Origin of the sequence: Pseudohaemophilus parahaemolyticus, assembly GCF_938021905.1 — a bacterium.
In the GTDB taxonomy this organism is placed as follows: Bacteria; Pseudomonadota; Gammaproteobacteria; order Enterobacterales; family Pasteurellaceae; genus Haemophilus_A; species Haemophilus_A parahaemolyticus_B.
Window position 1 is genome coordinate 1 of record NZ_CALIFA010000017.1, and the last position, 15,508, is coordinate 15,508.

Here is a 15,508-nt window from a genome sequence, read left to right on the forward strand (position 1 = left end):
GGAGGGAATTTATATGAGATTATTATTGGCGGTGCTGCTCTTAATGGGGAAATTGTTTTGCTGAGCTAACAATTGAGCCTGACGTTGTTCTTCTAAAGCCTTTTCTCGCTCCTGTTTTTTAGCAAGTTCGGCTTTAGCTTGTTTAACTTCTTCAGCAACCTCTTCTTTTACATCTTCGACAGGTTTTGTATCTTCCACAGGTTTAGGTTGAGCATTCCCTTTTCTATCTAATTGTAATCGACCATATTCTGCAGCCACTTGCCCTGTATCGACCATTACCGCTTCAAACTCTTCACCATCTCCACCATTACCGCCTGCAGCAGGAGGTAATGTGATATTTGTAAACAAAGAGCCTAATAGAAGCAACCCAATTAAAAGGGTATGCAATAGTAGGGAGAGAATTATTGCAAATTCAAGTCTATCGTTTTGAGATCTCACACGTTATCCTTGATGATTATTGACCTTGAGTCATTAAGCCTGCTTTTTCAATACCTGCTTCTTTTAATAATACAATACCTTTAATCACTTCTTCATAAGGCACGGTTGCATCACCTGCAACTAAAAAAAGCGTATTTTCATCTTTTTTAAATTCTTCACCAGCAAACGAAATCACTTCTTGATCGCTGAGTTCTTCGCCATTACTACCAGGAACAAAGTTGCCACCAACTTTTAATTTATATAAACCGACACCTGCCACTTGTAAAATCACAGGGGTTTTATCTTCATTGGACACAGATTGGCTATGTTTATCTTCTGGTAAATTAACTTCTACACTTTGGCTAATCACTGGTGCTGTAGCCATAAAAATAAGCAAAAGCACAAGTAAAACATCCAAGAACGGTACAATGTTAATTTCAGATTTAATGTCCTTACGTTTACGACGGTAAGACATATTTCCTCTTTTTTAAATTCTGGTTATCACTAACATTTTGCGATAAGTGGTCATATTTTTATCACACTTTGCAAAATATTTAACAAAAATGACTACTTATTTTCATTTATTTTTTAGAGAATGCTTGACGATGTAAAATCGTTGTAAACTCATCAATAAAGTTTGCGTAGTTTTGTTCTAATTTATTCGCACGTAAGCTTAAACGGTTATAAGCCATTACTGCAGGAATTGCCGCAAACAAACCAATTGCTGTTGCAATTAACGCTTCGGCAATACCTGGTGCAACTGATTGAAGGCTAGCTTGTTTTACCGCACTTAATCCCATAAATGAGTGCATAATCCCCCATACAGTACCAAATAAACCAATGTATGGGCTAATAGAACCAACTGTACCTAAGAATGGGATATAGCTTTCGAGCGTTTCCACTTCACGGTTTAGCGCGAGGTTCATTGCACGGCTTGTTCCTTGAATATTTGCAGCTGGCACATCTGGGCTTACTTGTTGTAAACGGGTAAATTCTTTAAATCCAACATAAAAAATTTGTTCTGAGCCGCTTAATTTATCACGACGATTTTCTAATCCTTCGTGTAAACGGTTTAAATCTTCGCCAGACCAAAATTTATTTTCAAAAGCGAGTGAGCCTTTTGCAGCATTCGTTAAATAACGACTACGTTGAATAATCACCGCCCAAGATAATACTGAGAAAGTGATAAGAATAAGCATAACGATCTTAACGACGATACTTGCTTGTGCAAATAACGAAATTAAGTCAAAGCTAGTTTCTTGCATTGAAAACTCCAATAATGATAATGAATTAGTGAGATGAATCCATTGCGTCACGAATATTTTTCGGTATTGCTATCGGTTTCATTTTAAGTAAATCGACACTTGCTACACTTACAATAGCATGACTTAGACAATCTTGATCACGCCAAAGTTTCTGTTCAAAAATAATGCTTGCTTTCTTTATTTCTTTAATTTCTGTTTCAACTGAAAGCAAATCATCTAGACGTCCAGGCATTTTGTAGTCTATTTCTAATTTCTTCACAACAAAAGCAATATTTTTCGATAACAATGATTGTTGAGAAAAGCCTTTATTGCGTAAAAATTCAGTTCTTGCTCGTTCAAAAAAACAGACATAGCTTGCGTGATAAACCACGCCACCTGCGTCTGTATCTTCATAATAAACTCGAATAGGAAAATGCATATACCATCCTATTTTGTTTTCTTTCGTAAACGCCCACTTTTTAGACGATTGTGATTGTCTATTTTATTCAGTTAAAAATGCTAGTGCAATAGTTTTTGCAATTTATTTTTATATAAAAATAAAAGCCCACTTCTTTTTATGATTTAACTCAAAAAAAGGATGCAAAGCGAAGGAATAACAATCGCATAACCCATTAAAGGCAGAAAAACCAATTGCCAAATTTTATTACGGATTTCAAAGCCAATGCCATGAATCCATAAAATTCCCATGCCATAAAAAGCTAATAATGCAAAGTAAGGAATTTTTCCGCCAAAATAGATCCCGAAAGCGGTCGATTTTAATAAAATCATTGCAAATAGGCCGCTCGCGAGAAGAAAAGAAAGGGCTTTTAGCAAGCCCTTTGAAGTTAAGTGATATAACAAATGAATCATAGATTATTCGTCAAATTTACCTGTTTTCTCAATCTTTGTTGTAATAAATACCGCAAAGTAAATTGCGAGAAACATACCAAAAAACCAAGTTAAATAAAACATAATTGCTCCTTAGTATGCTGTAGCGTGATTGTCTTCAATAAATTTTGCATCAAGACGACCAAACATTTTGATGTAAGACCAAATAGTATAGAACAATACAATTGGTACAAAGAAGCACGCTGCATAGAACATAATGGTTAAGGTGTTAAGGCTTGCAGTTGAATCCCAAACGGTTAAGCTCATCTCAGGGTGAGACATTGAAGGCATAATGAATGGGAACATTGATACTGCCGCAGTTAAAATTACACCGATTTGCATTAAAGATGATGCAAAGAATGCAGTACCTGAACGGTTTGCTTTAGAAGCTACAATGGTTAATAACGCACCGATTACTGCGATTGCGGGTACAATCCAAAGCACTGGCATTTCAGCATAGTTTTTAAACCAAGCAGATGTTTCAACCGCTACAGTTTTGTTGCTTAATGCAGAAACTGCATTGTGATCTAATTGGCTTGTGATCACGAAACCTTCTTTGAAGTATAACCAAACACCGGCTAATACAAATGCGACTAATGTTACGGTTGCTGCAAATTGTGATACGCCACGTACACGGTTGCGTAATTCAGCCGTGGTTTTCATTTGTAACCAAGTTGCACCTTGGGTGGTTAGCATAAATAAGCTCACTACACCACATAATAATGCGAATGGATTTAATAAGCCTAAGAATGTACCTGTGTAAGTCACTTGATTGATGTTGTTAAACTCAAATGGTAAGCCTTGCAATAAGTTACCGAACGCTACACCGAAAATTAGTGAAGGTACGAAACCACCGATGAATAATGCCCAATCCCAAGCATTACGCCATTTTGGTGAATCAATTTTCGCACGGTATTCAAAACCAACAGGGCGGAAGAATAATGCTGATAGTACCAAAATCATCGCTAAGAAGAAACTGGAAAATGAGGTTGCATAAACAGTTGGCCACGCAGCGAAGATTGCACCACCACCTGTTAATAACCAAACTTGGTTACCATCCCAGTGTGGGGCAATTGAATTGATCATCACACGGCGTTCTGTGTTGCTTTTACCCACAACAGGTAAAAGGGTTAATACGCCCATATCGAAACCATCTGTAATCGCAAAACCGATTAACAATACAGCAATTAAGATCCACCAAATAAAGCGGAGAACTTCATAATCTAACATTGCCTACTCCTTATTTCGCAGATTGCTCAAAGTAGTATTTACCTGTTTTTAATGCACTTGGACCTAAACGACCATATTTGAACATTAAATACATTTCTACTACTAAGAAGATTGTATATAAACCACATAGCAAGCCAATTGCAGTCCATAATTCAGCCACAGTTAAGTGAGAAGCTGAAATACCTGTTGGTAACACTTCATAAACTGCCCAAGGCTGACGTGCGAACTCAGCTAAGAACCAACCAGCTTCAATGGCAATCCATGGTAATGGCATAGACCATAATACCACTTTAAGTAATAATTTGTTTTTGCCTACTGTACCACGGAAGTTAAAGAAGAATGCTAAGCCAATGATTAAAGACATTAGCATACCAGAGCCAACCATCATACGGAACGCCCAGAAGTTAGGACCTACATTTGGAATAGTAGCATCTGCTGCTTTAATAATTTGTTCTTCTGTTGCCGCTGCAATATTATCGCCTACGTATTGTTTTAACAATAAACCAAAGCCAAGATCTTTTTGAACTGCTTGGAATGCTACTTTTTCTTCTTCTGTATAGTTACCAGAACGAAGTTTTTCTAATAAAACAACTGCTATAGCACCGTTACGTACACGCTCAATGTTTTCTTTACGAATATCATTTAAGCCTTTGATTTCAGTATCTAAAGAACGAGTTGCCACTAAACCGCCAAGGTATGGGATTTGAATTGCAAAGTCGTTTTGACGAGCTTTAGAGTTTGGAATTGCAATTGCATTAAATGCCGCAGGTGCTGGGTGAGTTTCCCATTCAGCTTCCATGGCTGCTAATTTAACAGGTTGTGCTTTACCGATTTCATAACCAGATTCATCACCCATAATTAATACAGCTAAAATAGCGAATAAACCAAAGCTTGCGCCCACCGAGAATGAACGTTTTGCAAAGCCTAAATCACGACCTTTTAAGATATAGTAAGCACTGATGCTTAATACGAAAATCGAACCGCAAGTGTAACCTGCAGTTACTGTGTGTAAGAATTTACTTTGAGTCACTGGGTTTAGAACAAGAGCAGCAAAGCTGGTCATTTCCATACGCATTGTTTCAAAGTTAAATTCTGAACCTACTGGGTTTTGCATCCAACCATTCGCTACTAAGATCCACATTGCAGAGAAGTTAGAACCAAATGCCACACAATATGTTGCTAATAAGTGTTTTTTCTTAGAAAGGCGATCCCAACCAAAGAAGAATAGACCTACAAAAGTAGATTCTAAAAAGAACGCCATTAAACCTTCTAATGCTAAAGGTGCACCGAAGATATCGCCTACATAGTGAGAGTAGTATGACCAGTTTGTACCAAACTGGAATTCCATGGTAATACCAGTCGTTACCCCAAGAGCAAAGTTAATACCGAATAACTTACCCCAGAATTTAGTCATATCTTTATAAACTTCTTTTCCTGTCGTTACATAAAGTGTTTCCATCACTACAAGCACAAAAGAAAGACCTAATGTAAGCGGCACAAATAAGAAGTGATAGAGAGCAGTTAAAGCAAACTGCAAACGCGAGAGTTCAACAAAGTCTAACATCTCAAACCTCTTCATCTTGATAATATGAAATACGATTAATTATTCGATACCGAATAATGCCCCACAAAACTTTGACCCAAATACCCAACAAGGTAATCAGAGTTTCAAGAGCCTATTCTACCTGTTATTGATAAAATAAAAAACAACCCCAATTAACAAAGGATTAACCTTTTTTGAAATCATTAAACTTTTAGCTATATTTTTTTATGAATTAAGAAAATATATTAAAAACTTTACCTCTTAAGAGGTAAAGTTGAGTTTTTTTCTTTGAGAAAGATCAAAGAAAATCTGCTTTTTACCTGTGAAATCTTGCTGACTTTTGCAGTAAAGCGTGCTAATCTCTTGAATATTTAATTATTCCCTATTTAACTTGAAAGATTTTAGCTATAACAGAAAAAGGTAGAATTATGCTAAAAAAATGTTTCTTACTCTGTTTTTCTCTTTGCTTAGGCACAACATTTACTATTTCAGCTCAAGCAGAAGTAAAAACCTCCACTTTGATAATTGAAAAACCAGAAAGCATCAAACTTACGCCAGAATGTCAAAATATGTTTAATGTTGCAAATACGCTGATTAAAGATGCAGAAAAACAACCTGGTACACACACACAAGTAAAACGTTTGAAAAACCAGCTCTCTACAAGCAAAAAACAGCTGCTTGCAATGGAAACGACCTTACAACAAAAAAGTTGCGTGAAAGGTTTAAGTGCGTTAAATACATTAAAAGAAAAGCATTAATCTAGTAACACAAAACGGCTAAGTATATATTTTATTTAGCCGTTTTCTTTAGCAAACTAATGTAGCTAAAAAAATCATAATTGTTAAAAACTCAAACATCCCCACTTTTTTTACATTCCAGCCTAATGTTGGCACAATAATTGCTCGTGCTAATGCAAACAAATAAGCGGTAAAAATTGCATTTTCATTTGTAAATAAGTAAATCAAACTAAGTCCTAAATGTATGCCAATGCTCAGTTCAGCATAAAGTGGGTTTTTTCGTTCACGAGCAAGGCTTTTGACATAGAAAGTAGTTGCAATAAAAAACAGTGTTGGGTGAATAAGAAAGACAAAATTGACCGCTTGCATGCTTAAATAATAGGTCGCCATTCCAACCACACCAAAGGTAAGAATTCCTGCAATATCATTGAGTAAATGGCGTTCATTGTGCTGTTTAGCAAAATAGAATTGAACTAAACCAAGCGGTAGTAAAGGCAAGGCAAAAAGCAAAACTGAAGGTTGAGAGAGTAAGATGGGTGAGGTAAAACAAAGGCTTAAAATGAAATAAATAACCGCCCAACGTTTATTTTTAGCCGTCGGTTTCTTGCTAAATAGCATAAAGAACGGGTAAGAGAAAAGGTAAAGAAAAAGCCACGCAATACCGAAGAAAAGCAGGGAAATATGCCATTTTGGAGATTGGAAAACCGCATAAAAATAGGGCACAAATGCCATTGCTAACGCACCGTGCTGATTAGAAATAACAGGCTTTTCGTTTAACATTCTCTAATCCCTAGAGATTTACTCAACTATTAAAAATATGGGGGGATTATCACTCAAATAATCCCTCAATACAACAAGCATAGATTTATTTTAAACGAAAAACTTTTACGTTATTAAACCCATTCTCTTTGAGATACAACGCTTGTAATTTACTCATTACCCCACGTTGGCAGTAAAGCAGATAGTTTTTCGACTGATCTAGTTCTGCGAATTGGCTTGAAAGTTTATAGAACGGTAATTCTTTCACTTCCACATTATCCAGTTTTAACGGTGCTTCATCAGTTTCTTCAGGGCTACGAATATCTAAAATTACATCGTTTTCGCCGAGTTCAGTCGTTGTTTCAACAGAAACCACTTCTTTTTCAGTTTGTTGTGCAATTTCACGAATATCAAGGAATTGGGCATTTTGTACTGCTTGTTCTAACACTTCAAAATTGAAATGCCCTTCTTCTTCAACGATTTTGCTTTCAATCGCTTTCACTGTTGGATTTTTGGAAATTACGCCACAGAATTCTGGCATTGATTTGGCGATGTCATCCGTGCCGATCTCTTTTGCCATTGCGATAATTTGTTCTTTATCGTGGGTAATCAGCGGACGTAATACCAGCGTATCTGAAGCCTTATCAATCAAGCGTAAATTGGTGAGCGTTTGGCTGGAAACCTGCCCTAACGCCTCACCTGTAACAATCGCTTGAATATCAAAACGCCCGGCAATTTTACTTGCCACACGCACCATCATGCGTTTTAACACCACGCCCATTTGCCCGTTATCAACTTTTTCTAAAATTTCGCTGACTACGTTTTCAAAGTTAATCGCCACAAAACGCACTTTGTGAGAGGTACTATAACGGCTCCAAATGTGATATGCCATCTGTTTCACGCCGATTTCGTGTGCTGTACCGCCCAAGTTGAAGAAGCAATAATGCACGCGTGAACCGCGACGAATCAACATATAGCTAGACACACCTGAATCGAAGCCGCCCGAGATTAAAGAAAGCACATCTTCTTGCGTGCCGATCGGGTAGCCACCAAGCCCTTCGTAGCGTGCTTTAACCAGTAACATTTTGTCGTTATCAATATCAATGCGAACCGTTACATCTGGCTTGGTGAGCTTCACTCTGGCGGTTTCAATATGTTGATTTAAACCACCACCCACATAACGTTCTACATCAAGCGAACGGAATTCGTGCTTACCTTTACGGCGTACACGTACGCAGAAAGTTTTGCCTTCTAGCTTTTCTCGCACTTGGGCTAATGTTTGCTCAAAAATATCGTGCATAGTTTCAAACGGATATTCTTCCACTTCTAAAATATGGTGAATACCTGGTATGCGTTTAAGCAGCTCCAATACCATTGGGGCTTCTTCTGCCACTTTGGCTCGTACTTCAATGAAATCCCAGTTGCGAATCACTGCCACATTTTCAGTTTCACGCAACAACACATTACGAATGTTTGAGGTAAGAATTTTGATAAAGCGTTTACGCACGGAATCGCTTTTAATCATAATTTCAGGGAAAAGTTTGATGATAAATTTCATAGGTCTATTCAAGTTAATGTTATATTAAAGATTTTCGAGATAATCAAAAATTAGATTTTGTAGATTATAACATAATTTTTCTCTACGTTTTTTTACATAACTTTTAAAAGATAAGTCTCCAATGCACTATATGATGTGCTAAGATCCATCCATTAAAAAACAAGTGGTTAATTTTATGACAAATATTGCAATTATCCCTGCAAGAGCAGGTTCAAAAGGTATCTTACACAAAAATCTACAACCTGTTGGAGGTTATTCATTGGTTGCTAGAACTATTATTGCGGCTCAACAAGCCAATGTATTTGATAGAATTGTAGTTTCTTCAGATGGAGAAGAAATTTTAGAAGAAGCTAGAAAATATAGTGCCGAAGCCATAAAACGCCCAGCTGAACTTGCCTTAGATAACTCTCGTACTATTGATTCAATTTTACATTCTTTAGAAACACTTAATATTAGTGAAGGCACTTGTACTCTCTTACAACCAACAAGCCCTCTTCGTAGCCATTTAGATATTAAAAACGCAATGGATATGTTTAAAAATGGGCAAGTAAAATCAGTTATTTCAGCTTGTGAATGTGAACATCATCCGTATAAATCATTTAGTTTGGCTCCTAACGGAGAAATCTTATCTGTCCGTGAAATTAGCGATTTTGAAGCTCCGCGCCAGAGTTTGCCAATTATGTATAGAGCTAATGGAGCAATTTATATCAATGACACAGCCTCATTATTAAAAGAAAAATGTTTTTTCATTCAGCCAGCAAAATTTTATCTTATGCCAAGTTACCGTTCCTTAGATATTGATGCTAAGCAAGATCTAGAATTAGCAGAAATTATTGTTACTCAAGAAAATTATCTATAAGAAAACCCCGATCATCATAAAAATAATGATTGGGGTTTAATTTTATAAATTAAAATTATTTCGTATAAACAGGTAAACGTTTACAAATTGCTAATACTTTTTCTTTCGTTTCAGAAATCACTTGCTCTTCGTTTTCTTTGCCTAATACGTCTAACACATCACACATCCAATTGGCTAATTCTCGCACATCGTTTTCATTAAAACCACGACGGGTAACAGATGGTGTACCCACACGGATACCTGAAGTTACAAATGGTTTTTGTGGATCGTTTGGTACTGCATTTTTGTTTACTGTGATATTCGCTTTACCTAATGCCGCATCCGCTGCTTTACCTGTTAAACCTTGTTTGATGAAACTTACAAGGAATAAGTGGTTTTCTGTGCCGTTTGATACCACATCATAACCACGTTGTTTGAATACTTCCACCATTGCTTTCGCATTTTTGATTACGTTAGCTTGATATTCTTTGTATTCTGGCTCTAATGCTTCTTTAAAGCATACTGCTTTTGCTGCAATGATGTGAACTAATGGCCCACCTTGGTTTGCTGGGAATACTGATGATTGTAATTTTTTGTAGATCTCTTCATCGCCACAAGAAGAAAGAATTAAACCACCACGCGGGCCCCCTAATGTTTTGTGGGTTGTAGTTGTAACAACGTGTGCGTGCGGTAATGGGTTTGGATATAAACCTGCTGCGATTAAACCTGCAACGTGTGCCATATCAACGAATAAATATGCACCGACTTCATCTGCAATTTCACGCATTTTCGCCCAATCTACGACTTGTGAGTAAGCAGAGAAACCAGCCACGATCATTTTGGGTTTGCACTCTAATGCTTTTTGGCGAACATCTTCGTAATTGATCACGCCATCTGCAGTAATACCGTAAAGCACAGAGTTGTAGATTTTGCCGGAGAAGCTTACTTTTGCACCATGCGTTAAGTGACCGCCGTGGGCCAGATCCATACCTAAAATGGTATCACCTGCGTTGATCAATGCACCGTAAACGGCAGCGTTCGCTTGTGAACCAGAGTGCGGTTGTACATTCGCATAATCTGCACCGAATAACTCTTTCGCACGGTCAATTGCTAATTGCTCCACAATGTCTGCATATTCGCAACCACCGTAGTAACGTTTGCCTGGGTAGCCTTCTGCGTATTTGTTAGTGAATTGAGAGCCTTGAGCTTCCATTACACGTGGGCTTGCATAGTTTTCTGATGCGATCAATTCAATGTGTTCTTCTTGACGACGATTTTCATCTTGGATTGCTTGCCACAAAACGGGATCGTAATCTTTAATATTCATATTAGCTGTAAACATTCAAGCCTCCTGTAACTCGATAAACTCAACTTAAAAATTCGATTTTAGTAAAAATACTTTTACGCAAACGTTTTCGTTTTAAAAAGATAACGCATTTTACTCATTTTTCACAACAAGCGGTAGCTTTTTTCGAATAATTTGCGTGTTAAATCTTCATAATCACTATGAAGAATAATCATCTTTATGTAAAACTACATTAGAATAATTTACTCGCCCAACCTAGTTTTGAGCCAAGCACGGTAAAATAATTATAATCATTGAGATGTAATAAGTGCAATTTATCTTTACTTTTTCGCACTATTACGCGATCTTCTGCGGTAAATGGTAATACTGTTTGCCCATCGCAACTCACTTCTAAATGTGGTTGATTATGTTGAGAAAAACGCAAAGAGATATGGCTATCGCCATCCACAACCAATGGGCGTGAAGAAAGCGTATGTGGATGCATTGGCACAAGGGCAATGGCATTCATATTTGGGGTAAGGATAGGACCACCAGCTGAGAGAGAGTAAGCGGTTGAGCCTGTTGGAGTAGCAATAATCAATCCATCAGAACGTTGAGAAAAAGCGAATTTGCCATCAATATACACTTCAAATTCAATAATGCGTGCCACTTGGCTTGGATGAGCAACCACTTCATTAAGTGCGTTGCTTGAGGCAATAATCTTGCCATTACGTTCAATATGAGCTTCTAATAAAAAACGTTCTTCAATCAGGAACTCACCTTTTTCAAGGCAACTATAAAGCTGTTCAAAAGCCGTTTGTGGTGCAATGTCGGTCAGAAAACCAAGATTACCGCGATTGATACCGATCAACGGCACTTTATATTTAGCGAGTGCTCGAGCCATACCAAGCATATTACCATCGCCGCCAATGACGATCACAAGGTGAGTATTTTCTCCAATCGCTTTCAATGAATGTCCTTCAGTAAGATGTAATTGCTCGGCAATTTTTTCTTCGACTAATACATTATAATGGCGATCTTTCAGCCAATTATAGACCGCCAAATGGGTTTCTAAAGCACTATCATGACGAGGATTACCTACAATGCCTATAGTTTGGAATGATCTTTCTAATTTACTCATTTTGCTAATCCCGTTTTTTTGCCAATAACCACCAGACAATAGTTAAGCAAATCAAGCTCGGAATAAGTGCACCGATAAAGGTTGGAATCCACGTAAATACTAAGGTCATATTACCGAAAGTAATGTTTGAGACATAGAATACGAAACCTGCGATAATACCGATAAAGAGTTTGGTTCCCATTGCACTGCTGCGAAGTGGGCCAAAAACGAAAGAGATTGCCAATAACATCATTACTGCCATTGAAATCGGTTGATAAACTTTACGCCAGAAGGCAATTTCAAAGCGTTTGGAATCTTGCCCTGTTTCTTTCAAGAAACCCACATAATCAGACAATCCTGAAATAGAAAGAGATTCTGGTTTGAGCGACACGATACCCAGTTTACTTGGGGTAATCGTGGTTTGCCACACTTGATCGGCTTCTTTATTTTGCTGGATTTGGTTCTCGTTAATCAGTGATTTTTCTACTTTTTGTAACTGCCATTGATTATCCCCATAAACCGCACGATCCGCTTGTGTGATAGCCTTCAACGCTTTGTTATCAAAGTGATAAATCGATACTCTGTTAAGTTCGTGCTCATTGTTGATATGGCGAATATAGATAAAATCTTGCCCATCTTTTGCCCAGAAACCACCTGTAGTTGCCAGCATTGAGCCGCCGCTTTGGGCAATTGAACGCATATTTCGTGCATATTGCTCCGTTTGTGGGATGCCCCATTCGCTTAAAAACATGGTGAGAAAAATCAGTGGTAGTGCGGTTTTCATCACCGCTAAACCAATGCGGAAACGAGAGAACCCCGATGCCTGCATCACTACCAACTCACTACGGCTAGCAAGATTGCCTAAGCCTAATAATCCACCAATTAACACGACTACGGGGATAATTTCTTTAATGTCGCTTGGTAACATCAAGAAGGCATAATAAGTAGCGATTATCGCATCGTAGCTGCCTTTACCGACATCTTTGAACTCTTCTACCAATTTCACGATAAAAATTAGTCCACTAATGGCAAGCAGGACGGCAAAAATCATCGCTAAAATGCTTTTGCCAATATAGCGTTCTAAAATATTCATTCCAAAAATTTTCATTATGCCCCCACTTTTTTGAAAGAGAAGCGATAGCGAATAGCAGACATCCATCGCGTTTCCCAGCTATTCATTACAATGCCAAGTATTAAGAATACTATCGAAACCGCAGGCATAAAAATAGATGCATCTATCTTGCCTGAAGCCCCAGAGGATTTTAATGAACTTTGCAATAAAAAGTAGATTAAATAGAGTAACACCGCAGGAATAATTTTCGCAAATCGCCCTTGACGCGGGTTTACGCTACTCATTGGCACGGCTAACAGAGCCATCAACGGCACGGCAAGTACTAAGGCAAAACGCCATTGTAATTCAGCTTTTGCTTCAGGTGATTTGTCTGCCATTAGGCTGGAAAAATCGGCACGCTGCATCAATTTGTCACTGGAGTTTACATCTTGATAGCCCAAATAAGCGGTGTAATTATCAAAATGAGAAATACGGAAATCGGCTGTTTTTGCCGTGCCTTCATAGCGGGTGCTCTCTTTTAGAGTGAGCAACTGATCGCCATTCGGCAAACCTTGTAATACGCCTGTATCAGCTACCACCACAGAGGGGCGATTTTTCTTTTGTTGATCAGGCTGGAACACATAAATATCATTCAAAGCATTCGCTTCATTATTGATATTCTCAATAAATAATACATAACCACCTGCGGTCATAAATTGGCCTGCTGAAAGAGCTGAAAAACGCGGGTTAGATTTTGCTTCTGCCAAAATTTTGCTTTGCATATCAATTGCCCAAGGGGTGAGCGAAAAGACGTTGTAAGCCGCCAAAGCAGTGGTAAAAATCGAAAGAAATAATGCCACACGAGTCAATAGACCTTGCCCCACACCGCAAGCACGCATCACCGTGATTTCACTTTCCGAATATAAACGTCCAAGGGTAAGCAACAACGCCACAAAGAGCGAAAGCGGCAACATAAATTGCGACAGAGCTGGCATTCCTAAGCCTAATAAACTGAGCACTAAATCGGTTGGCACTTTCCCACTTACGGCAGAATTAAGCACACTAATCAGTTGCTGGCTAAAAAACATCAGTAACAAGATAAATAGAATCGCTATTTGGCTTTTAAAAATCTCTTTCGTTAAATATCGGCTTAAAATCACAATCGGGTTCTCTATAAATTATGCTTGCAATTTCTTTGCAAATCGGTAGTTTATGACCTGTACTTTCTGGCTTGGTTCAAGTGGTTGATTTTTTCACTTATTTTGCTAATTTTCGAGTAAAATTGACCACTTGAAAAAGGTGCTATGATACCTCTTTCTTAGAAAAAAATCACGGGAGCATTTATGGAATTTAATGTAAAAAATGGCAGTATTGAAAAACAACGCAGGGGCTGTGTGATTGTTGGTGTGTATGAAACCCGCCGATTTAGCGAATCTGCCGAAGAATTAGACCGCTTGAGCGAAGGCTATTTAAGCAACATTTTACGCAAAGGTGATTTAGACGGCAAAGTGGGGCAAACGCTTCTATTACATCACGTACCGAATGTACCCGCAGATCGCGTGTTATTAGTCGGCTGTGGTAAAGAGCGTGAGCTTACCGAACGCCAATACAAACAACTCACACAAAAAGCGGTGCAGGTGTTAAACGAAACCGGAGCAACTGAAGCCGTTTCGTTCTTAAGCGAATTGCATGTGAAAGGTCGCTCAACTTATTGGAACATCCGTTTTGCGATTGAAGCCATCCAAGAGCTACTTTACAGCTATAACGAATTTAAAAGCGTTAAACCTGAAACCAAGCGTGAGTTACGTCGAGTGATTTTTAATGTTGCTAATCGCAAAGAGTTAGCTGAAGCAGAGCGAGCTTTAGCTCATGGGCAAGCGGTTACTTTAGGAATAAGTTTTGCAAAAAATGTGGCGAATTGTCCGCCAAATGTATGCAACCCTGCCTATTTAGCAAAATTAGCGACCCAATTAGCCGAAGATTACAACAACATTACCACCACGATTATAGATGAAAAAGTGATGGAAGAATTAGGTATGAATGCCTATTTGGCGGTTTCTCGTGGTTCTGAAAATCCCGCTTATCTTTCGGTAATTGAATACAAAAATGCACCAAATCCTGATGCTAAACCTATTGTATTAGTGGGTAAAGGCTTAACTTTTGACTCGGGTGGTATTTCCATCAAACCGTCTGAAGCAATGGATGAAATGAAATACGATATGGGCGGTGCGGCTTCGGTTTATGGCACAATGAAAGCCTTGGCAGAAATGAATTTGCCACTGAATGTGATTGGTGTGTTGGCAGGTTGCGAAAATATGCCTGATGGCAATGCTTACCGCCCAGGGGATATTCTTACCACAATGAATGGCTTAACGGTCGAAGTGTTAAATACCGATGCAGAAGGTCGCTTGGTTCTATGTGATACGCTTACTTATGTCGAACGTTTTGAGCCTGAGTTGGTCATTGATGTCGCTACCTTAACAGGGGCGTGTATGATTGCATTAGGTGCTCACAACAGTGGATTGATGTCTACTCACAATAATCTTGCTCACGATCTGCTTAATGCTGCCGAAGAAGCAGACGACAAAGCATGGCGTTTACCACTAGGCGAAGAATATCAAGAACAGCTTAAGTCTAACTTTGCTGACCTTGCTAATATTGGCGGGCGTTTAGGTGGGGCAATTACTGCAGGGCAATTCTTGTCAAACTTCACTAAAAAATATGCTTGGGCACATTTAGATATTGCGGGCACAGCGTGGAAATCAGGGGCAAGCAAAGGTGCAACAGGTCGCCCAGTGCCGTTGTTGAGTCAGTTTTTGATTAACAAAGCTAAATAGT

The 15,508-nt window shown here is 38.4% G+C and carries 17 protein-coding genes; 3 read left to right on the plus strand and 14 right to left on the minus strand.

What is annotated here, in order from left to right; all coding sequences use genetic code 11:
* Nucleotides 1–9 precede the first annotated feature (9 nt).
* The 8 genes from tolA to QMF79_RS01065 form a co-directional block, all read right to left on the minus strand.
* Entirely contained in the window at nt 10–438 is a 429-nt protein-coding gene (gene tolA / locus QMF79_RS01030) for a cell envelope integrity protein TolA (RefSeq protein ID WP_425591871.1), read from the minus strand.
* A 16-nt stretch (nt 439–454) separates the two neighbouring features.
* Complete coding sequence (gene tolR / locus QMF79_RS01035) at nt 455–892, minus strand: colicin uptake protein TolR (protein ID WP_281772414.1); 438 nt, start codon at nt 890–892, stop codon at nt 455–457.
* A gap of 106 nt (nt 893–998) precedes the next feature.
* The gene (gene tolQ, locus QMF79_RS01040) at nt 999–1,682 is read right to left on the minus strand and encodes a protein TolQ (protein ID WP_281772415.1); all 684 of its coding nucleotides are present in this window, start codon (nt 1,680–1,682) and stop codon (nt 999–1,001) included.
* Nucleotides 1,683–1,707: 25 nt separating this feature from the next.
* Complete coding sequence (ybgC, locus tag QMF79_RS01045) at nt 1,708–2,100, minus strand: tol-pal system-associated acyl-CoA thioesterase (protein WP_281772416.1); 393 nt, start codon at nt 2,098–2,100, stop codon at nt 1,708–1,710.
* A gap of 143 nt (nt 2,101–2,243) precedes the next feature.
* On the minus strand, nt 2,244–2,531 hold the full coding sequence (locus tag QMF79_RS01050; protein ID WP_281772417.1) for a cyd operon YbgE family protein: 288 nt from the start codon (nt 2,529–2,531) through the stop codon (nt 2,244–2,246).
* Nucleotides 2,532–2,534: 3 nt separating this feature from the next.
* Nucleotides 2,535–2,633: a cytochrome bd oxidase small subunit, CydX/CbdX family gene (locus QMF79_RS01055; RefSeq protein WP_078208107.1), complete on the minus strand. Its 99-nt coding sequence runs from the start codon at nt 2,631–2,633 to the stop codon at nt 2,535–2,537.
* Nucleotides 2,634–2,642: 9 nt separating this feature from the next.
* Nucleotides 2,643–3,779 carry a cytochrome d ubiquinol oxidase subunit II gene (gene cydB, locus QMF79_RS01060; RefSeq protein WP_281772418.1) on the minus strand — a complete coding sequence of 379 codons (1,137 nt, stop codon included), beginning with the start codon at nt 3,777–3,779 and terminating at the stop codon, nt 2,643–2,645.
* A 10-nt stretch (nt 3,780–3,789) separates the two neighbouring features.
* Nucleotides 3,790–5,343 carry a cytochrome ubiquinol oxidase subunit I gene (locus tag QMF79_RS01065; RefSeq protein ID WP_281772419.1) on the minus strand — a complete coding sequence of 518 codons (1,554 nt, stop codon included), beginning with the start codon at nt 5,341–5,343 and terminating at the stop codon, nt 3,790–3,792.
* A gap of 407 nt (nt 5,344–5,750) precedes the next feature.
* Here QMF79_RS01065 and QMF79_RS01070 point away from each other — a divergent pair, with 407 nt between their 5' ends.
* Nucleotides 5,751–6,080, plus strand: a complete 330-nt coding sequence (locus tag QMF79_RS01070; protein ID WP_281772420.1) for a DUF5339 domain-containing protein — start codon at nt 5,751–5,753, stop codon at nt 6,078–6,080.
* A 48-nt stretch (nt 6,081–6,128) separates the two neighbouring features.
* Here the strand turns inward: QMF79_RS01070 and QMF79_RS01075 are convergent, their stop codons facing one another.
* A complete protein-coding gene (locus QMF79_RS01075) occupies nt 6,129–6,839 on the minus strand; it encodes a YwiC-like family protein (protein WP_281772421.1) in 711 nt (236 codons plus the stop codon).
* Between the two features lie 85 nt (nt 6,840–6,924).
* On the minus strand, nt 6,925–8,376 hold the full coding sequence (thiI, locus tag QMF79_RS01080; protein WP_281772422.1) for a tRNA uracil 4-sulfurtransferase ThiI: 1,452 nt from the start codon (nt 8,374–8,376) through the stop codon (nt 6,925–6,927).
* Nucleotides 8,377–8,551: 175 nt separating this feature from the next.
* Between thiI and QMF79_RS01085 the strand changes: the two genes are divergently transcribed.
* Nucleotides 8,552–9,235, plus strand: a complete 684-nt coding sequence (locus QMF79_RS01085) for a cytidylyltransferase domain-containing protein (RefSeq protein WP_281772423.1) — start codon at nt 8,552–8,554, stop codon at nt 9,233–9,235.
* Between the two features lie 55 nt (nt 9,236–9,290).
* On the opposite strand, the gene glyA is transcribed toward QMF79_RS01085, so the two are convergent.
* The 4 genes from glyA to lptF form a co-directional block, all read right to left on the minus strand.
* Nucleotides 9,291–10,556 (minus strand): serine hydroxymethyltransferase, encoded by a 1,266-nt coding sequence (gene glyA, locus QMF79_RS01090; RefSeq protein ID WP_281772424.1) that lies wholly within the window; start codon nt 10,554–10,556, stop codon nt 9,291–9,293.
* Nucleotides 10,557–10,752: 196 nt separating this feature from the next.
* Nucleotides 10,753–11,640: an NAD(+) kinase gene (locus QMF79_RS01095; protein WP_281772425.1), complete on the minus strand. Its 888-nt coding sequence runs from the start codon at nt 11,638–11,640 to the stop codon at nt 10,753–10,755.
* 4 nt (nt 11,641–11,644) lie between these two features.
* Nucleotides 11,645–12,727 carry an LPS export ABC transporter permease LptG gene (gene lptG, locus QMF79_RS01100; protein WP_281772426.1) on the minus strand — a complete coding sequence of 361 codons (1,083 nt, stop codon included), beginning with the start codon at nt 12,725–12,727 and terminating at the stop codon, nt 11,645–11,647.
* Nucleotides 12,727–13,830: an LPS export ABC transporter permease LptF gene (lptF, locus tag QMF79_RS01105; RefSeq protein WP_281772427.1), complete on the minus strand. Its 1,104-nt coding sequence runs from the start codon at nt 13,828–13,830 to the stop codon at nt 12,727–12,729. The genes lptG and lptF overlap by 1 nt, the downstream gene beginning before the upstream one ends.
* A 183-nt stretch (nt 13,831–14,013) precedes the next feature.
* On the opposite strand from lptF, the gene pepA reads away from it, so the two are divergent.
* Nucleotides 14,014–15,507 carry a leucyl aminopeptidase gene (gene pepA / locus QMF79_RS01110; protein ID WP_281772428.1) on the plus strand — a complete coding sequence of 498 codons (1,494 nt, stop codon included), beginning with the start codon at nt 14,014–14,016 and terminating at the stop codon, nt 15,505–15,507.
* Nucleotide 15,508: the final 1 nt, after the last annotated feature.

Bases quoted from the DNA above. Each gene is read 5' to 3' on its own strand.
- QMF79_RS01070 (WP_281772420.1), top strand. From the start codon at position 5,751: ATGCTAAAAAAATGTTTCTTACTCTGTTTTTCTCTTTGCTTAGGCACA.
- ybgC (WP_281772416.1), bottom strand. From the start codon at position 2,100: ATGCATTTTCCTATTCGAGTTTATTATGAAGATACAGACGCAGGTGGC.
- tolQ (WP_281772415.1), bottom strand. From the start codon at position 1,682: ATGCAAGAAACTAGCTTTGACTTAATTTCGTTATTTGCACAAGCAAGT.
- thiI (WP_281772422.1), bottom strand. From the start codon at position 8,376: ATGAAATTTATCATCAAACTTTTCCCTGAAATTATGATTAAAAGCGAT.
- tolR (WP_281772414.1), bottom strand. From the start codon at position 892: ATGTCTTACCGTCGTAAACGTAAGGACATTAAATCTGAAATTAACATT.
- glyA (WP_281772424.1), bottom strand. From the start codon at position 10,556: ATGTTTACAGCTAATATGAATATTAAAGATTACGATCCCGTTTTGTGG.
- QMF79_RS01065 (WP_281772419.1), bottom strand. From the start codon at position 5,343: ATGTTAGACTTTGTTGAACTCTCGCGTTTGCAGTTTGCTTTAACTGCT.
- pepA (WP_281772428.1), top strand. From the start codon at position 14,014: ATGGAATTTAATGTAAAAAATGGCAGTATTGAAAAACAACGCAGGGGC.
- QMF79_RS01050 (WP_281772417.1), bottom strand. From the start codon at position 2,531: ATGATTCATTTGTTATATCACTTAACTTCAAAGGGCTTGCTAAAAGCC.
- QMF79_RS01055 (WP_078208107.1), bottom strand. From the start codon at position 2,633: ATGTTTTATTTAACTTGGTTTTTTGGTATGTTTCTCGCAATTTACTTT.
- lptG (WP_281772426.1), bottom strand. From the start codon at position 12,727: ATGAAAATTTTTGGAATGAATATTTTAGAACGCTATATTGGCAAAAGC.
- QMF79_RS01075 (WP_281772421.1), bottom strand. From the start codon at position 6,839: ATGTTAAACGAAAAGCCTGTTATTTCTAATCAGCACGGTGCGTTAGCA.
- QMF79_RS01095 (WP_281772425.1), bottom strand. From the start codon at position 11,640: ATGAGTAAATTAGAAAGATCATTCCAAACTATAGGCATTGTAGGTAAT.
- QMF79_RS01085 (WP_281772423.1), top strand. From the start codon at position 8,552: ATGACAAATATTGCAATTATCCCTGCAAGAGCAGGTTCAAAAGGTATC.
- cydB (WP_281772418.1), bottom strand. From the start codon at position 3,779: ATGTTAGATTATGAAGTTCTCCGCTTTATTTGGTGGATCTTAATTGCT.